Source organism: Paenibacillus fonticola DSM 21315, from assembly GCF_000381905.1.
Taxonomy (GTDB): Bacteria; Bacillota; Bacilli; order Paenibacillales; family Paenibacillaceae; genus Fontibacillus; species Fontibacillus fonticola.
Genome location: NZ_KB907275.1, coordinates 40,104 through 56,757 on the forward strand (window position 1 = coordinate 40,104; position 16,654 = coordinate 56,757).

At 47.8% G+C, this 16,654-nt stretch carries 17 protein-coding genes; 4 read left to right on the forward strand and 13 right to left on the reverse strand.

Annotation, left to right across the window (positions count from 1 at the left end; translation table 11 throughout):
* Positions 1 to 3: 3 nt before the first annotated feature.
* From mltG to G358_RS0124445, 10 genes are all read right to left on the reverse strand, one after another.
* Positions 4 to 1,056: an endolytic transglycosylase MltG gene (gene mltG, locus G358_RS0124400; protein WP_019639888.1), complete on the reverse strand. Its 1,053-nt coding sequence runs from the start codon at positions 1,054 to 1,056 to the stop codon at positions 4 to 6.
* A gap of 174 nt (positions 1,057 to 1,230) precedes the next feature.
* Entirely contained in the window at positions 1,231 to 1,533 is a 303-nt protein-coding gene (locus tag G358_RS0124405; RefSeq protein ID WP_019639889.1) for a DUF1292 domain-containing protein, read from the reverse strand.
* Positions 1,533 to 1,841, reverse strand: a complete 309-nt coding sequence (locus tag G358_RS0124410) for a DUF1292 domain-containing protein (protein WP_019639890.1) — start codon at positions 1,839 to 1,841, stop codon at positions 1,533 to 1,535. The genes G358_RS0124405 and G358_RS0124410 overlap by 1 nt, the downstream gene beginning before the upstream one ends.
* A 12-nt stretch (positions 1,842 to 1,853) precedes the next feature.
* The gene (ruvX, locus tag G358_RS0124415; protein ID WP_019639891.1) at positions 1,854 to 2,270 is read right to left on the reverse strand and encodes a Holliday junction resolvase RuvX; all 417 of its coding nucleotides are present in this window, start codon (positions 2,268 to 2,270) and stop codon (positions 1,854 to 1,856) included.
* Between the two features lie 9 nt (positions 2,271 to 2,279).
* Positions 2,280 to 2,540: an IreB family regulatory phosphoprotein gene (locus G358_RS0124420; protein ID WP_019639892.1), complete on the reverse strand. Its 261-nt coding sequence runs from the start codon at positions 2,538 to 2,540 to the stop codon at positions 2,280 to 2,282.
* A 181-nt stretch (positions 2,541 to 2,721) separates the two neighbouring features.
* Complete coding sequence (alaS, locus tag G358_RS0124425; RefSeq protein WP_019639893.1) at positions 2,722 to 5,346, reverse strand: alanine--tRNA ligase; 2,625 nt, start codon at positions 5,344 to 5,346, stop codon at positions 2,722 to 2,724.
* A 393-nt stretch (positions 5,347 to 5,739) separates the two neighbouring features.
* Entirely contained in the window at positions 5,740 to 6,768 is a 1,029-nt protein-coding gene (locus G358_RS0124430) for an AI-2E family transporter (RefSeq protein WP_420836072.1), read from the reverse strand.
* Positions 6,769 to 6,984: 216 nt separating this feature from the next.
* The gene (locus G358_RS0124435) at positions 6,985 to 7,194 is read right to left on the reverse strand and encodes a hypothetical protein (RefSeq protein ID WP_026342448.1); all 210 of its coding nucleotides are present in this window, start codon (positions 7,192 to 7,194) and stop codon (positions 6,985 to 6,987) included.
* Between the two features lie 14 nt (positions 7,195 to 7,208).
* Entirely contained in the window at positions 7,209 to 7,730 is a 522-nt protein-coding gene (locus tag G358_RS0124440; protein ID WP_019639896.1) for a PRC-barrel domain-containing protein, read from the reverse strand.
* Between the two features lie 106 nt (positions 7,731 to 7,836).
* Positions 7,837 to 8,994, reverse strand: a complete 1,158-nt coding sequence (locus G358_RS0124445; protein ID WP_019639897.1) for a cysteine desulfurase family protein — start codon at positions 8,992 to 8,994, stop codon at positions 7,837 to 7,839.
* Between the two features lie 191 nt (positions 8,995 to 9,185).
* On the opposite strand from G358_RS0124445, the gene G358_RS0124450 reads away from it, so the two are divergent.
* Entirely contained in the window at positions 9,186 to 9,437 is a 252-nt protein-coding gene (locus G358_RS0124450; RefSeq protein WP_019639898.1) for a hypothetical protein, read from the forward strand.
* Positions 9,438 to 9,741: 304 nt separating this feature from the next.
* Entirely contained in the window at positions 9,742 to 10,791 is a 1,050-nt protein-coding gene (locus tag G358_RS0124455; RefSeq protein ID WP_019639899.1) for a type I restriction endonuclease, read from the forward strand.
* Positions 10,792 to 11,043: 252 nt separating this feature from the next.
* Here the strand turns inward: G358_RS0124455 and cymR are convergent, their stop codons facing one another.
* A complete protein-coding gene (cymR, locus tag G358_RS0124460) occupies positions 11,044 to 11,463 on the reverse strand; it encodes a cysteine metabolism transcriptional regulator CymR (RefSeq protein ID WP_019639900.1) in 420 nt (139 codons plus the stop codon).
* Positions 11,464 to 11,746: 283 nt separating this feature from the next.
* Here cymR and mnmA point away from each other — a divergent pair, with 283 nt between their 5' ends.
* Positions 11,747 to 12,886, forward strand: coding sequence for a tRNA 2-thiouridine(34) synthase MnmA (mnmA, locus tag G358_RS0124465; protein ID WP_019639901.1), 1,140 nt, complete (start codon positions 11,747 to 11,749; stop codon positions 12,884 to 12,886).
* A 563-nt stretch (positions 12,887 to 13,449) separates the two neighbouring features.
* Here mnmA and G358_RS0124470 read toward each other — a convergent pair.
* Complete coding sequence (locus G358_RS0124470) at positions 13,450 to 13,929, reverse strand: GAF domain-containing protein (RefSeq protein WP_019639902.1); 480 nt, start codon at positions 13,927 to 13,929, stop codon at positions 13,450 to 13,452.
* Between the two features lie 603 nt (positions 13,930 to 14,532).
* Entirely contained in the window at positions 14,533 to 15,849 is a 1,317-nt protein-coding gene (locus G358_RS0124475) for a replication-associated recombination protein A (RefSeq protein WP_019639903.1), read from the reverse strand.
* A 472-nt stretch (positions 15,850 to 16,321) separates the two neighbouring features.
* Here G358_RS0124475 and G358_RS0124480 point away from each other — a divergent pair, with 472 nt between their 5' ends.
* Positions 16,322 to 16,618, forward strand: coding sequence for a CD3324 family protein (locus tag G358_RS0124480; protein ID WP_019639904.1), 297 nt, complete (start codon positions 16,322 to 16,324; stop codon positions 16,616 to 16,618).
* The last annotated feature ends 36 nt before the right edge of the window (positions 16,619 to 16,654 follow it).

A 16,654-nucleotide genomic window follows, 5' to 3' on the forward strand; every position in this document is an offset into this window, starting at 1 on the left:
CGGTTAATTAGCTGTTTCCTTACTTTTTTTAATGTTCTGTAAATGTTCTGCATAGGTTTTGGCGAATAAATGCTCGCCGCTGCCGTCCTTTTTAGTCACGTAGAACAAATACTCCGATGACTTCGGCTCCAGAGCAGCTTCAATCGACTTCAGGCTGGGCGCCGCGATCGGCCCGGGCGGCAAGCCTTTATACATGTAGGTGTTATAAGGACTGTCCACACTTTGCAGATCTTTATATAGCAGCCGTTCCTTCGGCTTATCAAGCAAATACTGTACAGTGGCGTCAATTTCCAGCTTCATGTCCTGCGCAATGCGGTTGTAAATTACTCCGGCAACGAGGCTTCTCTCGCTATCGGCGACTACCTCGCGCTCTACTAATGAAGCAACGGTCATCAGCTCGTTAAAATCAAGCCCCCGGGCCTTCAATTTTTGATCAAATTCAGGAATTTGCTTAATGCGTTTGTTCGTCTCCTGAAGCATTCTGGATATGATGTCCGCTTCTGTACTTCCCTTCTCCAGCTCATAGGTTTCCGGGAACAAGTAGCCTTCCAGGCGATAAGTCAGTCCGGATGGTGCAGGAAGAAAAGCAAGCAATGCCTCGTCGATTCCGGCCGCCTCTTTGGCCAGGCCAAGAAAGGTCTCCTTATCGGCAAAGCCTGATTCAGCTAGCTTATCCGCCATCTGTTTTACTGTGTAGCCTTCAGGAATAGTAAAGCGGATCATTTCCGCTTTCACTACATCGCCGCTGTTCAATTTACTAATAATTTCGTCATAAGTGATCCCGGGCTGCATTTCATATATCCCTGCCTGAAATTTGCTGCCTTCAGCCTTCCACTTCAAATACGATTTGAACAGAAAAGAATTTTTGATCAGACCTTGGTTTTCCAGTATTTCCGCAATCGCAGTCGTGCCTGTCCCCGGTTGTATCGTCACTTGGACAGCCTGTTGTGATGGTTTAACCGGCTGCATTTCCATATAGCCATAAGCTGCCAGTGCGCCTGTGCCTGCAAACATTAGCAGCAGCAAGGAAATGAACCACTTCCATACTTTCTTCAACCAATCAGCTCCTTAACAGCCAAAAAGGGCGGTATCCGCCCTTCTCAGACTTATCTATAAGAGATCTCGTTCAACGATTGCCCCTTTTGAACATGCACGCATTGCCACATCTCCAAGAGGGACATGCAACAGCATGTATTGATAGCTCTAATGCGTGCCGCCAGCCCCTCCTGGCTACTCTGGAAAAGTCAGCTCGTCATACAGCTCCGACACGTTCTCCCATTCTTCGTCATCATCAATCGTGACGAGCTCCAAGGCCCCTTCCCGATCGATCATAATTTTGAATATTTCCGGTTCGGCATCTGCTCCACCATTTTCTGTGCGGAGAACGGCATACGAGCTGCCTGCAACGTCAAATTCCTTCTCGACTGTATAATTAGCCACTCGTCCCTGTTCATCCTCAAGCTCGACGACAGAACCAAACGCATCCTGTACCCGGGAAGTCCAAACTACAGTGGCGGCGGAATACTCCGTCATCAATCGTGGTCCTCCCCGTCAAACTCATCGATTAACGTATTGAACGTCTCCTCGACGATTTCCCATTCCTCGTCGCTCTCAATCGTGTACAGCTTCAGATCATCGCCGTCTTCCTCGTAACGGAACGCGTATACCTCTTCGGCCTCTTCCTCTTCATTGGAATCAAGAGGAACGACCATCATATACTTCGCATCTGAACCGTCAACCTCAAACTTCATGATGACTTCGAACTCTTCTTCATTGCCCTCATCGTCAGGGATGTAAATAATTTCCGGTTCTTCTTCATTGCCGATACGATCCTTAGACATGTGCGATCACCCTCACTTTTTACTCTTAGAGTCTAAATAATTTTGTAGAATCAAAACTGCGGCCATTTTATCCACAACTTCTTTGCGTCGTCTCCTGCTCACATCCGCCTCAATGAGCGTCCGCTGCGCGGAAACTGTCGAGAGCCTCTCATCCCAAAGATGAACGGGCAGCTTGATTCTGTCCTGAAGCTCCTCCGCAAAGGCCTTGCATATTTCGCCACGGGGACCAACCGTGCCATTCATATTTTTCGGCAGACCGACTACGATCTCTTCGACCTCATGCTGATTGGCCAGCTCCGCAATACGATCGAACTCCTCGCCTTCCCGCCGGCGTTCTATGACTTCTACACCTTGGGCGGTCCATCCGAAAACATCGCTAACAGCTACCCCGATTCTGCGGTCCCCGTAATCCAGACCCATAATTTTCATGCCATGCTCCTAACGGTGACTGGACATATAGAATCTTACCAGTTCTTCAATCAACTCGTCACGTTCTTTTTTGCGCACCAGACTTCTCGCATTGTTGTGGCGCGGTATATATGCCGGATCTCCTGATAGCAAATAGCCGACAATCTGGTTGATCGGATTATATTCTTTGTCCTGCAATGCTTCATATACCGTAAGAAGAATTTCCTGCGCAGACGCCTCCTGCTGATCACCTTTGACATTAAACTTGACGGTTTTATCCATATAGTCCATGATGACACCTCGCTTCTTAAGACATACGCCTTCTTGATCGCAGTCTGATTCCTTCTTAGTCTACCCTTACTATATCATAATGTGCGTTCTTTAAGGAAATTTTCGGCTAAAGAGCGGCTTCAAAAAGTTCCCTTTCAACCGCGAAGCTATTCGAATGATGATCCGGCATCGGATCCTGTCATTATGCTTGGGCAGCAATCCACTTTTCCGCGACTTGCAAAGCGTCTTCGAGCTTGGAGACATCCTTGCCCCCGGCCTGAGCCATATCTGGACGGCCGCCTCCGCCTCCGCCGCATACGGCTGCAACCTCTTTGACCAGCTTGCCTGCGTGAATCCCCCGCTTCACCTGCTCTTGCGGTACGGCGACGACAAAGTTGACTTTATCGTCCATCGCCGCGCCAAGTACGATGACGGCATCCGGGACTTTGACTTTCAGTTCGTCAGCTAAAGTTCTTAGCATGTCCATATTGCCAGCTTCTACCCGAGCAGCGAGCAGCTTGGTTCCTCCTGCCTCGACGATACGGCTGGTCAGCTCGCTAGCCTCGATTGCACTTAGCTTGCTCTGCAGCGACTCGTTCTCGCGGCCAAGCTCCTTCAATTGATGATACAGCGCATCGATACGCTTCGGAACCTCATTCACGTTCGCTTTAAGAAGTGCTGCGGATTGTTTCAAAAGCTCAAGCTGGCCATCCATGTACAAATACGCCCCGCGGCCAGTTACCGCCTCGATCCGGCGCACTCCCGAACCGATGCCACTCTCGCTGATCAGCTTGAACAAGCCGATTTCGGCCGTATTGTTTACATGGCAGCCTCCGCATAGTTCCAAACTGTAGTTGTCAACTTGCACGACGCGGACGATATCGCCATACTTTTCGCCAAACAGCGCCATGGCGCCCATCGCCTTCGCTTCGTCAATCGGCTTGTATTCGATGACGACGTCCAGCGCATTCCAGATCTGCTCGTTCACCTTGCGCTCAACCTCGGCCAGTTCCTCAGCGGAAATGCTGCCCAGATGCGAGAAGTCAAAACGCAGACGCTGCGGCTCTACTAAAGAACCAGCCTGGTTGACATGCTCCCCGAGCACTTCTTTAAGCGCTTTGTGCAGCAGGTGAGTCGCTGTATGATTTTTTAAAATCCCGCCGCGCAATGTATGATCCACTTCGGCCTTCACCGACGCCCCGACGCGCAATTCGCCCGTTTTCACCGTTACTTGATGAACGTGCTGGCCGTGCGGCGCTTTGAACAAGCCTTCTACGTCCGCGCTTCCCGATTCACTCAAAATAACGCCTTTATCGCTCACCTGGCCTCCGCTTTCCGCATAGAAAGGCGTCTTCTCCAAAATGATTTGCCCGCTCGCGCCCGCAGACAACACATCGACAAATGTGTCGTTCTCAAGGATAGCCAAAATGGTAGTGGTGGCATCTAGCTCATTATATCCAACGAATTCTGTTTTAGTCGTAAAATCAGCCAAAGCCCCACCCTGTACGGACATACTGCCGCCTTTATGACTCGCCGCCCGTGCGCGTTCGCGCTGGCCCTCCATCTCCGACTCGAAGCCCTCACGGTCAACCGACAACCCTTGTTCCTGCGCGAAATCCTCGGTCAAATCAAGCGGGAAGCCATACGTATCATACAGCTTAAAGGCATCTGCACCACTTATAACAGTACGGCCCTCGGCCTTGGCCTGCGCACTAATTTCCGACAAAATCGCAAGGCCATCGCTCAACGTTTCATGGAAACGTTCTTCCTCGGTGCGGATCACCTTCTCGATAAACTCACGCTTCGTCACAACATCGCTGTAGTAGCTGCCCATAATATCGCCAACGGTCGCAACGAGATGATACATAAACGGCTTATCCAGCCCTAGCATCTTTCCATAACGAACGGCTCTGCGCAGCAAACGGCGAATGACGTAACCGCGGCCTTCATTGGACGGCAGTACGCCGTCCGCTACAGCAAAAGCAACGGTACGGATATGGTCGGCAATAACTTTCATCGCGACATCGCTGTCTTCGCCTGAACCGTATTTCACACCAGAAATTTCAGCGGTTTTGCCGATAATCGGCATAAATAGATCCGTATCGAAGTTGGAGTTTACCTCCTGCAAAATAGAAGCAAATCGTTCAAGTCCAGCCCCGGTATCAATATTTTTATTCGGCAGCGGCGTGTAGCTGCCGTCTTTATTATGGTTAAATTGCGAGAACACCAAGTTCCATACTTCCAGAAAACGCTCGTTCTCCCCGCCCGGCGTGCAGTCCGGGTCAGACAAATCGCCATAAGCCTCGCCGCGGTCGTAGAAAATTTCCGTACACGGCCCGCACGGCCCTTCGCCGATATCCCAAAAATTATCCTCCAGCTTTACAATCCGCTCGGCCGGAATGCCAATTTTCTCATTCCACAGCTTGTAAGCTTCTTCATCCTCCGGATATACAGTAACGGACAGACGCTCGGGATCGAATCCGATCCATTCTTTTTTCGTCAAAAACTCCCAGGCCCACGTAATCGCTTCTTCTTTAAAATAATCCCCGATCGAGAAATTGCCCAGCATCTCAAAAAAAGTATGGTGACGCCGCGTCTTGCCTACATTTTCGATGTCGTTGGTGCGGATGCATTTTTGCGAATTGGCGATTCTTGGATTTTCCGGTTTTACCCGGCCGTCGAAATACGCTTTAAGCGGTGCCATCCCGGCATTAATCCATAACAAAGAAGGATCGTTATGAGGGACGAGCGAAGCGCTCGGTTCGATTTTATGTCCTTTGCTGGCGAAAAACTCCAGCCACTTGGAACGAATTTCACTAGATTTCATTACAGGTTCCTCCTAACAAGATCATAAATAGGCTTAAAAATACAAAAAACGCCCCTGAAACTCAGGGACGATTAAATCGCGGTACCACCCTGGTTATCGCTTCTTGGGCCCATGAGCCAAAATGAAGCGATCGCCTTGAACGGTCTTGTAACGGTAACCACCCGGCGAATTTTCTTCGCTCTCCGAAATCAGCTTTCCGTCCAGTCATTATCGGGTTCTCTCAGCCAGCGCGTTATACCGTCGGATCGCATATCCGCCAATCTTTCGCGAAGGAACGCCTTCTCTGAACAATGAACGTGGGACGTACTTCATTTCGTCAACGATTTACATTTATACACAACATGAAATAAATCAATATTAGTATATAAGGCGAATTTCCGCCTGTCAATGCGGCTAGGCTGTTTTGCGGCGAACATAATACGTATAGAAATGATGAATAACCACTTTGAGTACCGCAAAAAAGGGAACCGCGAGAATAAGCCCCGGCACGCCAGCGATTTCGCCGCCAATCAATAGAGCAAGGATGATGAGCATCGGGTGTAAATTCAACGAACGGCCGACAACTTGGGGAGAAATAATATTGCTCTCGATCATCTGGCATACCGTGTTGACCAGCACCACCATAAGCACCATCCGCCAGGAAATGGTCGTAGCGAGAACAAGCGCCGGGGCCGCCCCAAGAAAGGGGCCGAGGTAAGGAATAATGTTGCATACCGCAACGACTCCCGCAAACAGCAAGGCGAAGGGCATGCCGATGATCATATATCCGAAATAGGCGAGTACGCCGATGATGACGCATACGAGCAGTTGTCCCCGTACATAGTTTCCTAGCGCTTCATCAATTTCCTTCAATAGAGAAACAAGCGATTTGCGATGTGTTCGCGGCAAAAACTGCAGGATCATCCGTTCAAACACTTCAAAGTCTTTAAGCATATAAAAAATAAGAAATGGAACGATAAACGCATTAAAAATAACCCCGATCGTAGTTCCGATATTGTTGAGAAAATTAGAAATCGTATCGGCCAGCCGCTGTTCAAATTGAAAAAACCAATTGTTCATCCCCAGCCGGACGCTGCCGGGAAGCAGACTGTTGTCCCACCTGTTGATCATTTGCTGGGTATGTAATGTCAGTTCGGGCAAGTGCTCGCCTAACTCCTCAAGCTGTTTAATAAACATCGGCGTGACGTTAATCAATATGACGGACAGACTGGTCAGAAATACCGCATAAATCAGCAGCACCGCCATCGTTCTCGGCACTTTGCGCCCGCCCAGCATCCGTACCACCGGGTTCAAAATATAAGAAATAATCACCGCTATGAGAAAAGGGGCAAGCACGGCTTTTAAAAATCCAAAGACCAGAGCAAACATCGGCCGCAGCAGCCATACAAAATAAAGAATGACCAGGCCAAGCAGCAGCCACATTCCATAGCGGAACACTTTACTTTTTATGATCGGCTCCACGCGCGATCCCTCCTTGGCGGTGGACTGGCTATAGGTCAGTATATGCCTGGCGGCTAAAAAATAATCGTGCAGCTTTCCCGCCAAAAGAGCTCATTTTGCGGGGCGAAATGCTAAAGCAAAGCCCCTCTCCCGCGAAGGAAGAAGGGCTGGCGGCCTCAATAATGCAGGCCGGGAATATTAAGTTGATGCCTGTATTTGCGAGAAATCCGAGGACATTTCCTCTCCGAAGAACAAATCGTCGAGAGAGCTGAGCGTTCCGTCTTCCTCTACTTGGTACACCGACATTTTATCGCCGTTTATCGTCAGTTCGATAAAGCATCCCCAGCAATAAAATTGATGGGAACCGATCTTCCCAATATCCTTGGAGCTGCAGTTTGGACATTTCATCATTCATTTATCACCTATCCGTTGACAGAATTCATGGTCTTCTCCAGCCGTTGCTCACTGTTCGGGGGGACCATGATCGCATTTTCCCCTTTAATCATTCCCGGTATATACGGCAGCAATTTCCGCCCCTCCATTAGATCCGATAAAAAACCGTCACTAACTTCGATACCAGTAATTGTATTTCCCAATTCTTGTTCAAAATAAACATCGGCAACGTATCCAATCATCGTCCCATCCTTCGTAAGAACAGGAAGCTCCTTCAATTTGCCGTTACCCGAAGTGAAGGTAAGCTGTATATTCTCGGCTTCCCATTTGCGGACAGCCTGTTGATTGCGAATCATGACGGCATCCTCGCCGTAAGCGACGATCTCTTCCCAGGGTACCGCTTTAACGCTGGAGGAAAACATCTGCCTGCCCTCCAGTTCAATCCCGGAAATAGTCCAATCTTCATTCAATATAACATCGAGGACTTTCCCGACCTGCTTTCCGTTCTCCACATTGTAAACGGCCAAGCCTATCAATTGCTGCAGTCTCATGAACACAGGTCCTCCTCGCTGCGATGGGGTTCATTGCTGTTCATTTCCAAATCACATGAAAAAGTGAACGCATCCTCCTTTCTTTACAAACTCAAAGCAATGCCCATCATATTTTTTTACGATGACGATTCAGGATGGTTCCAACTTTTTCGGCAGTATACTCCATTTCTTCACTAGTATTACCCAAACCAAAGCTAAATCGAATCGCCGAGCGCAAAAGATTTTGCGGCAAATTCATGGCTTCGAGTACATGGGAGGGTTCGAGCGACCCGGAGGTGCATGCGGAGCCGCTTGCGACAGCGATTCCTTCCATATCCAGGTTCATAAGCATCGTCTCTGTTTGCATTGCTGGAAAGCTGATATTTACGATATGTGGCAAATGGTAATCCTTATTCCCGTTTAAATGAAAGTTGCCCAAACCGACAGTACGTTCCAGACCGCTCAGCAATATTGAACGCAAATTCAAATCATGCGCCCGTCTGTCGGCCAGCCCGGCTGCGGCAAGCTCGGCGGCCTTAGCAAAGCCGGCGATTCCAGCCATATTTTCCGTACCGGCCCGTCTTTTCTTCTCCTGCAGCCCGCCGTAAAGCATCGGCTCAATCATTAAATTTTTACGAATATACAGGGCGCCTACACCTTGAGGTCCATTGATTTTGTGCGAGGAAAAACTGATGAGGTCAACAGGAAGTTCATTGCAGGAAATAGGCACCGCACCAAGAGCCTGAACGGCATCGACATGAAACACTGTACCGTCGGACCTGCTGCGGATCATTTGCCCGATTTCCTCAATCGGCTGCAAAGTGCCCACCTCATTGTTGCCATACATTACACTGACAAGCACGGTATCAGGGCGCAACGCCTCGGCAACCTGCTCCGGGTGAACACGCCCGGTACGGTCAACTGGAAGATACGTTACCTCAAACCCTTCCCGCTCCAGCTGCTGACAGGAATGCAGCACAGCATGGTGCTCTATCGCTGTCGTAATAATGTGCTTGCCGCGTGATTTTTGAGCCTGTATCGTACCGAACAGCGCTAGATTATCGCTCTCTGTGCCGCCTCCCGTAAACACCAGTTCATCCGGTCTGCAGCCTAAGGCGGCAGCGAGCCGATCCCTTGCTCCATTGACCATACGCTTGGCCTCTCTTCCGAATGAATGCACGCTTGAAGCATTTCCGTACTTTTCCGTCATGACAGAGATCATCGCTTCCGCAACTTCTGCACGGATAGGCGTGGAGGCAGCGTGGTCCAAATATATTTGTTTCATCATTTTCACCTGTCTTCAAAGAGGTATCGTTCCACTAAAATATCAGTCGTATTACGGTATTATTCCCCGAAACATTCCCATCATAACGCCGCCCCCGGCAGGTGTCCAGCAAATGTACAGCTATTATTCAATTTCTCTTTAGTTTTCCAACCAATTTACCGATGAAAACAATAATAAGGAGCGTGAACAATATGCATGAATTGAAGATGGCAGTCACACTTGAACAGGAAGTTGTCATAATTTTGAATTCTGGAGATACGATGAAGGGCTTGCCGAAATGGGGAGCAGACCCCAAAAAAGTGCAGCTTAGAACCGTTGAAGGCTCTTTCTGGTTTTTATTAGAAGAAATTGCACATGTTACTCGAATTATACCTATTGAAAAAATAGAAAAGCCCCGCCAGAAAAAAACACAGGCGAAACGAGATCGTACTTATCGGGTTTGAATGCTGTTCAACAAGTTGAACAAGTGGTGTTTATGTACAACAGCTTCAAGACTGCGCTTTGTTCTCGCTTTCGATTTATTCCGTAAAAAATCCCCTTCATACTCTTCTGTGCTGAAATACTATTTTTTTGAAGGAAATAAGCATTTTAGGTAGAATGACTTATATTGTATGAAGGTATAACCTGAATTGAATTGTACTTTCTATATTGAGTTGCTGGAATATGTTTTTTAGAGTGGTTTGAAATGGGACCGGATGAGTTAAGCAAAAACTCCAACCGATGGGGAACCCTCTAGGAGATGTTGTTATGGAATTCACTGACCAAATCAGAGCACTAGCTAAAAGAGTGCAAAAAATGAAAGATAGTATTTTAACTGAAGAAGCAACCAAAACCTCTGTTATCATGCCTTTCTTTCAAGCCCTAAACTACGATGTATTTAATCCGGAAGAGTTTCTGCCTGAATTTATTGCTGATGTGGGCATAAAAAAGGGAGAAAAAGTAGACTACGCAATTATACAAGATAAAAAACCAATTATACTAATCGAAGCCAAATCCATTCAGGAACAGTTAACTAAGCACGACTCTCAGCTCTTTAGATACTTTGGAACCAGCAATGCAAAATTTGCTATTCTTACTAATGGGATAATCTACAGGTTTTATACTGACTTAGAAGAACAAAACAAGATGGATACGACACCGTTTTTTGAATTCAACTTGTTCGACATAAGAGATCATCAAATTTCTGAGCTAAGTAAATTTAAGAAAGACAATTTTAATGTTGAAAGTATTAATACGACTGCCGCTGAATTAAAGTATACTAATGAGATTAAACGTTATCTAAAGGAACAATGGGATAATCCTACAGATGAGTTCGTTTCCGTCATTTTAACTGATGTTTATCCAGGTAAGAAAACAAGACAAGTTATTGAAAAGTTTAATGGTATTGTAAAACGTTCTCTTAAAGAGTTTGTCAATGACATATTAAATGACAAGCTCCAGTCAGCACTTGCCAACACAAATTCTGAGCAAATCGTGAATAAAGAAGTAGCCGCAACAATTGAAACGTTAACGGAGGAAAAACCCGAAATTGTTACAACGCAAGAAGAACTTGAGGGTTACATTACAGTGCGGATCTTATTAAAAGATATCATTTCTCCTGATCGCGTTAACTATCGTGACAACCTTAGTTATTTAAATATTCTGTTAGATAACAACATTCGAAAATGGATCTGCCGACTTTATTTGAACAATGCCAGTAAATCAATACAGCTTAATGATGATGACAAGACAACAATAGCTTTACAAGACATTTCCGATTTAATCTTTCATAAAGAAAAAATTGTTCAAACCGCCTAGCGTTTTATTTAATTGTCTAAGCTGAATTAGTTTAAGCTAAAATTTAATGACACCTTCTCTATGTCATCCACTAATTGTCCCGAGGTCTATAAAAGTAATTGTTTCGTCATTTAGCTCAGATACCATAGTAATTGCATACTCTTCCTCATAAAAACAAAAGAGAAACCCAACGTTTGAATAACGTGGGTTTCTCTGCGCTCCGAAGACCCTCTAAGATGGTGACAAGCCATTCGTCTTCTCGCATAAAATGCACTAGATGTAAAACATGTAATTTTGATCTGCGCCGTGTTCTTCATAATTAATCAAATTCTCGAGCGTTGTCGAATCCAAAACCTCAGCAATGCTGTCGCGAATACGCAGCCATAAATTACGCTTCGCCGGATCGTCCTCTTCCGTGAAATCCACCGGGGAGATCGGCCCTTCCAATACGCGGATAATATCCCCCGCCGTAATCTCTTCAGCGGCGCGTGACAATATGTAACCCCCATAGGCTCCGCGAACGCTCTTGACAAGCCCTGCGTTTCGCAACGGGGCGATTAATTGCTCCAAGTAGTGTTCAGACAACTGATTTTTTTCAGCGATGCTCTTCAAGGAAGTAGGTCCTTCACCAAACTTCGCAGCGAGTTCCATCATGATCGTTAAGCCATAGCGTCCTTTTGTGGAAATCTTCAAAGAAGCCACCTCTTTCAATTTTCGAGTAATATTTATATAATTGAACCTTGATCAATAAAGATATGACAGGAGGGAACCCGCACTCGAAAGGCGCGTCAGCTTATAACTCCCTATTCCTATCATTAACCTATGTTTATCGTAACATATCCCGTGTCTTTTGGAAAATAAAACAGCCGTGCTTCGAGCAAAATATTTACACTGCTCTAACAATGCTTCAATATCGTCCAAAGCGCGCTGCTTATGATAAAATATTGACAGGGAAACCGCCAAAGGAGTGATATAGATGTCTGGTGTAAACAGCGAAACAAGAATTGTCGTCGGCATGTCCGGAGGCGTCGATTCCTCGGTAACGGCGCTGTTGCTCAAACAGCAAGGATATGATGTTATCGGCATATTCATGAAAAACTGGGATGATACCGATGAATTCGGCCATTGCACGGCCGAGGATGACGCGGAGGATGTGCGCCGCGTATGCGAGCAAATCGGTATCCCTTACTATACCGTCAATTTCGAGAAGGAATACTATGATAAAGTATTTGCCTATTTTCTCGAAGAATATAAGCGGGGACGCACCCCAAATCCGGATGTCTTGTGCAATCGTGAAATTAAATTCGGTGAATTTCTGCATAAAGCCATGGATTTGGGCGCCGAGTACGTAGCCACAGGACACTATGCCCGCGTAGTGCAGGACGATGATGGCATGTACAAACTGCTGCGCGGTGTGGACAGCAATAAGGATCAGACTTATTTTCTGAACGCATTGAATCAGGCACAGCTGGCCAAAGCGATGTTCCCGATCGGGCATCTGCCGAAGCCGGAGGTACGCCGGATAGCCGAAGAAGCTGGGCTTTATACAGCGAAGAAAAAAGACAGCACAGGTGTCTGTTTCATCGGCGAACGCAATTTCCGCGAATTTCTAAGCCAGTACCTGCCGGCCCAGTCCGGCGACATGGTCGACATTGCGACAGGCGAAGTCAAAGGCAGGCATGACGGCCTCATGTACTACACGCTGGGCCAGCGTCAAGGTCTTGGCATTGGCGGGTCGGGCAGCGGGGAGCCCTGGTTCGTGGCCGACAAGGACCTGGAGCAGAACATTCTTTATGTAGTACAAGGCGAGAAGCATCCCAGCCTGTATTCGACCGGCTTGGTCGCTTCCGGCGTAAACTGGATCGCAGGCGCGGACGAGCTGCCGGACAAGCCGTTTAAATGCACGGCCAAGTTCCGGTACCGCCAGCAGGACCAGGGGGTTACCCTGATCCCGAGGGAAGACGGAACGATGTTCGTTGCCTTCAATCAGCCGCAAAAAGCGATTACCCCGGGCCAGGCAGTCGTCTTCTACGACGGCGACGAATGCTTGGGCGGCGGCACGATCGAGGTAGCAGAAAAAATGCCCGTTCCTGAGTTAGGAGCGTCCCTAAGCTAACTGAAGCGTGCGCACAAAGAGAAGGGGCTGTCTAATAAGTCTCCAAAATAAAAAGTTGGACAAGAAAACATAAGTTTTCCGTCCAACTTTTTTTGCTCTGTCGCTTTGCAGATAGTAGCGATAGTAGTGAAGCGGATGCCGGCAACCTTCAGTAGATTGTAGGCCAAAGCCACAAACCCCAAATTCGGTGTGAACCCAGCCCTCGCAAGAAGAAGCTACGGAATGAGCGATTGCCCTCGACGTGCCCCCCTTAGTTTAATGGATTTATAGTAGTTATTTTCTACGACTAAGAAGGGAATGTAGATTTAATTGGATTTCATGTCGTTAGTGGGAGGGAAGAAGGTCATCCTGGGCGGATTCTTGATTTTTGGTGCATCAAATCCATCTAATTCCCCGAATTATTCGTTTCGAGCATAATTAAATACATGATTTCCATTTAGTCTACATCCCTGTTTAGCTTCGTGTCCGACAGTTTGTATAGAGGTGCTTAAGATGGGAGCCCCTCAGTCATCTAGGTTCACTCCTAGAGACAGTCCCTTCTTCCGTTTCTCTGGCGGCCGCCATTACAGATGGCGCACAAGCTCTTCCACAAATTGCTCCAGCTGTTCGCGGTCCAGCTCATCAAACCGGCTGGTGATCGGACTGTCGATATCCAGGACGCCAAGCAATTCGTCGTCCTTGATCAACGGTACAACAATTTCCGAGCGGGAAGCGGCATCGCAGGCAATATGGCCGGGAAACTGCTCGACGTCATCCACGAGCACAGTATTGCGCTGCATCGCGGCTGTTCCGCATACGCCCCTGCCCATGGGAATACGAATGCAGGCCGGCAATCCTTGAAACGGGCCCAATACGAGCTCGCCATCTTCATATAAGTAAAAGCCAACCCAGTTGATTTGCTCCAGAAATTGATTCAGCAGCGCCGCCGCATTGGCGAGATTGGCTACCTGGTTAGTCTCTCCTTCCAACAGCGTCCGCAGCTGCGACTTTACGACAGTATATTGTTCTTCACGAGTTCCCGCATATTTTTCGGATACGAACATGGCATTTCCACTCCTTTTGGAATTTTGAACCTGTGTAGGACCCCTGTTTAGGTATTTCTCTGCTTAGGTATTTCTCTGCTTAGGAATTCCCCTGTTTAGGTATTTCTCTGTGTAGGACTTCTATGTTTCGAATCTTTTTGTACTGGATCTCCCTGTGTAGAATTTCTCCTTCTTGAATGTCTCCCTATTGAATCTCCCTATTGAATCTCCCTATTGAATCTCTCTGTGTTAAATCTCTCTATAATGGATTCCCCTGTATTAGATCTCTCTAAATCGGCTCTCACTATATCGTACCTCTCTGCACCAATTCCTCTTCATTCACAAATCGAATCCATTAACCTAAATCATGCTGGTTATGACGATATATGCGACGAGTAAAAACATTTAATCAACGCCTGATGTGATGCTTTTATTGCTGCTGTAGAAAAAAGGATTCCGTATTAATGAACCCATCGTATTCGTACTAATGGTAACGATATTCGGCGTGTTTTTATTTGAAGTCATCGTTTCGAAGCCGGAAGTGCCGGCCTTATTGGGCGGGTAGGTGCCAAACGGTGCTTCGACTTTGAGTAAAAGATTCGTACACTTCTATCGTATTGTTCCCTACTGCATATCCTTCGAGCGGCGGATTTGCTGGTTGTGGAGGATTTTGCTCTCGTTCCCCTGCTCCGTCGCCTCGTAAAATTTCCGCTTCGCCAAATTCGGCGGCAAATAATCCTGCTTCACATAGTGCCCCGGATAATCATGGGGATATTTGTAGCCGACATGGCCAAGCTTTTCGGACCCCTTGTAATGGGTATCCCGCAAATGCAAAGGCACCTCCGCCGATTTTACGTCCTCGATGGCGGTCATTGCTTTGGAGATCGCTGTGGTCACAGCGTTGGATTTCGGGCTCTCTACCGCAAATAGAATCGCCTGGGCGATGTTCAGCTTCGCCTCCGGCCACCCGTTGTTCCGGTACGCTTCCAGCGCGCTAACAGCTTGAACCATCGCCTGGGGATTAGCCAGGCCGATGTCCTCGCTGCTCGCGGCAATCAGCCGCCGGATGAACGTCATCGGGTCCATCCCCAGCTTTTCCACCGCGTACAGAAACCAGAACAACGCTGCATCGCTGGAGCCGCGAATGCTTTTGTGGAACGCCGACAGCACGTCGTATTGCGTGGATTCATCCGCTTTGACAAGCGGGCGCCGGATCGATTCCTCCGCCACATCCAACGTAATATGCACGCTGCCGTCCTGGCGCGGAGGCGTCGTCATCGCCGCCAGCTCCAGCGCGTTCAGCGCCCGGCGGATATCTCCGTTCGCCATCGCCGCGATATGGAGCAGCGCCTCTTCGTCCACCTCGAGATGCATAAAGCCCAGCCCTTTCTCCTTATCCGTCAAAGCACGCTTCATCGCCATAAGCGAGTGCTCTTTCGTCAAGGGCTGGAGCTGGAATAAGGTCGAACGGCTCATCAAGGCCCCGTTCACATAATGGAACGGGTTCTCCGTCGTTGCCCCGATAAATGTAATCGTGCCCTTCTCTACGGCCGGCAGCAGGGCATCCTGCCGCGAGCTGTTGAATCTGTGCACCTCATCCAAGAAGAGAATCGTCTTGGTCCCATAGAAGGATTTATCATTATGCGCCTTCTCGATCACTTCCCGGACGTCCTTTACAGAGGCATCCACCGCATTCAGCCTGACGAACTCTCCTTGCGTATGATTGGAAATAATATGGGCCAGCGTCGTCTTACCGCAGCCGGGAGGGCCGTACAGTAAAATCGAAGAGACCTGGTCCGCTTCAATCGCCCTGCGCAGCAGCTTGCCCGGCCCCACGATCTCTTCCTGCCCGATATATTCATCCAGCGTCGTCGGCCTCATCCGGTCTGCAAGCAGCCTGCCGGCAGGGCTTGAACTTTGCTGGTAAGAGAACAAATCCATGGAGTTCACTTCCTTACGACTCATAATGATTCGATCTTCATTGTTAGCTTATCTTCATTGGTTAGCTTATCTATGATATTACTCTATGAACCTAATGTCCATTTTACCATTTTACCATATGGGGACATAAAACATGATTGGGTACAAAACATTTAAAATCATTCTTTCGCTTCCTTATAGAAGTGTAATATGAGTTAATATAGATGTCGGGCCGACGAATCACTGGAAAGGGGGCTGATCAACGTGATTTCAGTGAGTGAGGTGGTTTCCGCGTAAGCGGAAACCTCAAGCAAAAGGGGGCTGTATAGCCCCCTTATTTTCGTTGCTGTGAAAATATGTTAAGATATAGCCAGTTACTAATAAATGACGATAACGATTAAATCAATTATTGCGAAAAGGGGGATTACGATCATGCAAACTTATTTCGTTCTTGAACTAGATCGAGCACATCGAAACAAGGAGGAACATGACCGTGAGTTACAAAAATGGGAAGGATGTGCTTCCCCCCCGATTGCTGAAGGAATTGCAGCGCCATATTCAAGGTGAGCTTCTCTATATCCCTAAACCGGAGCAAAGCCGTGCTTCCTGGGGAGAGCTTAGCGGTTCCCGCACATCGATTGCCAATCGGAATGAAGAAATATTCCGGAAGCATCGTTCAGGCCTATCGGTTAAAGATTTAGCCGAGATGTACTTTCTCTCAGACGAGAGCATTCGCAAAATACTGACCAAGATGCGCACCGCCCAGAAGGAAACATCACCCTCATGCTAACTAATAAATGTCCATATAGACACGGGAGCTGCCCAT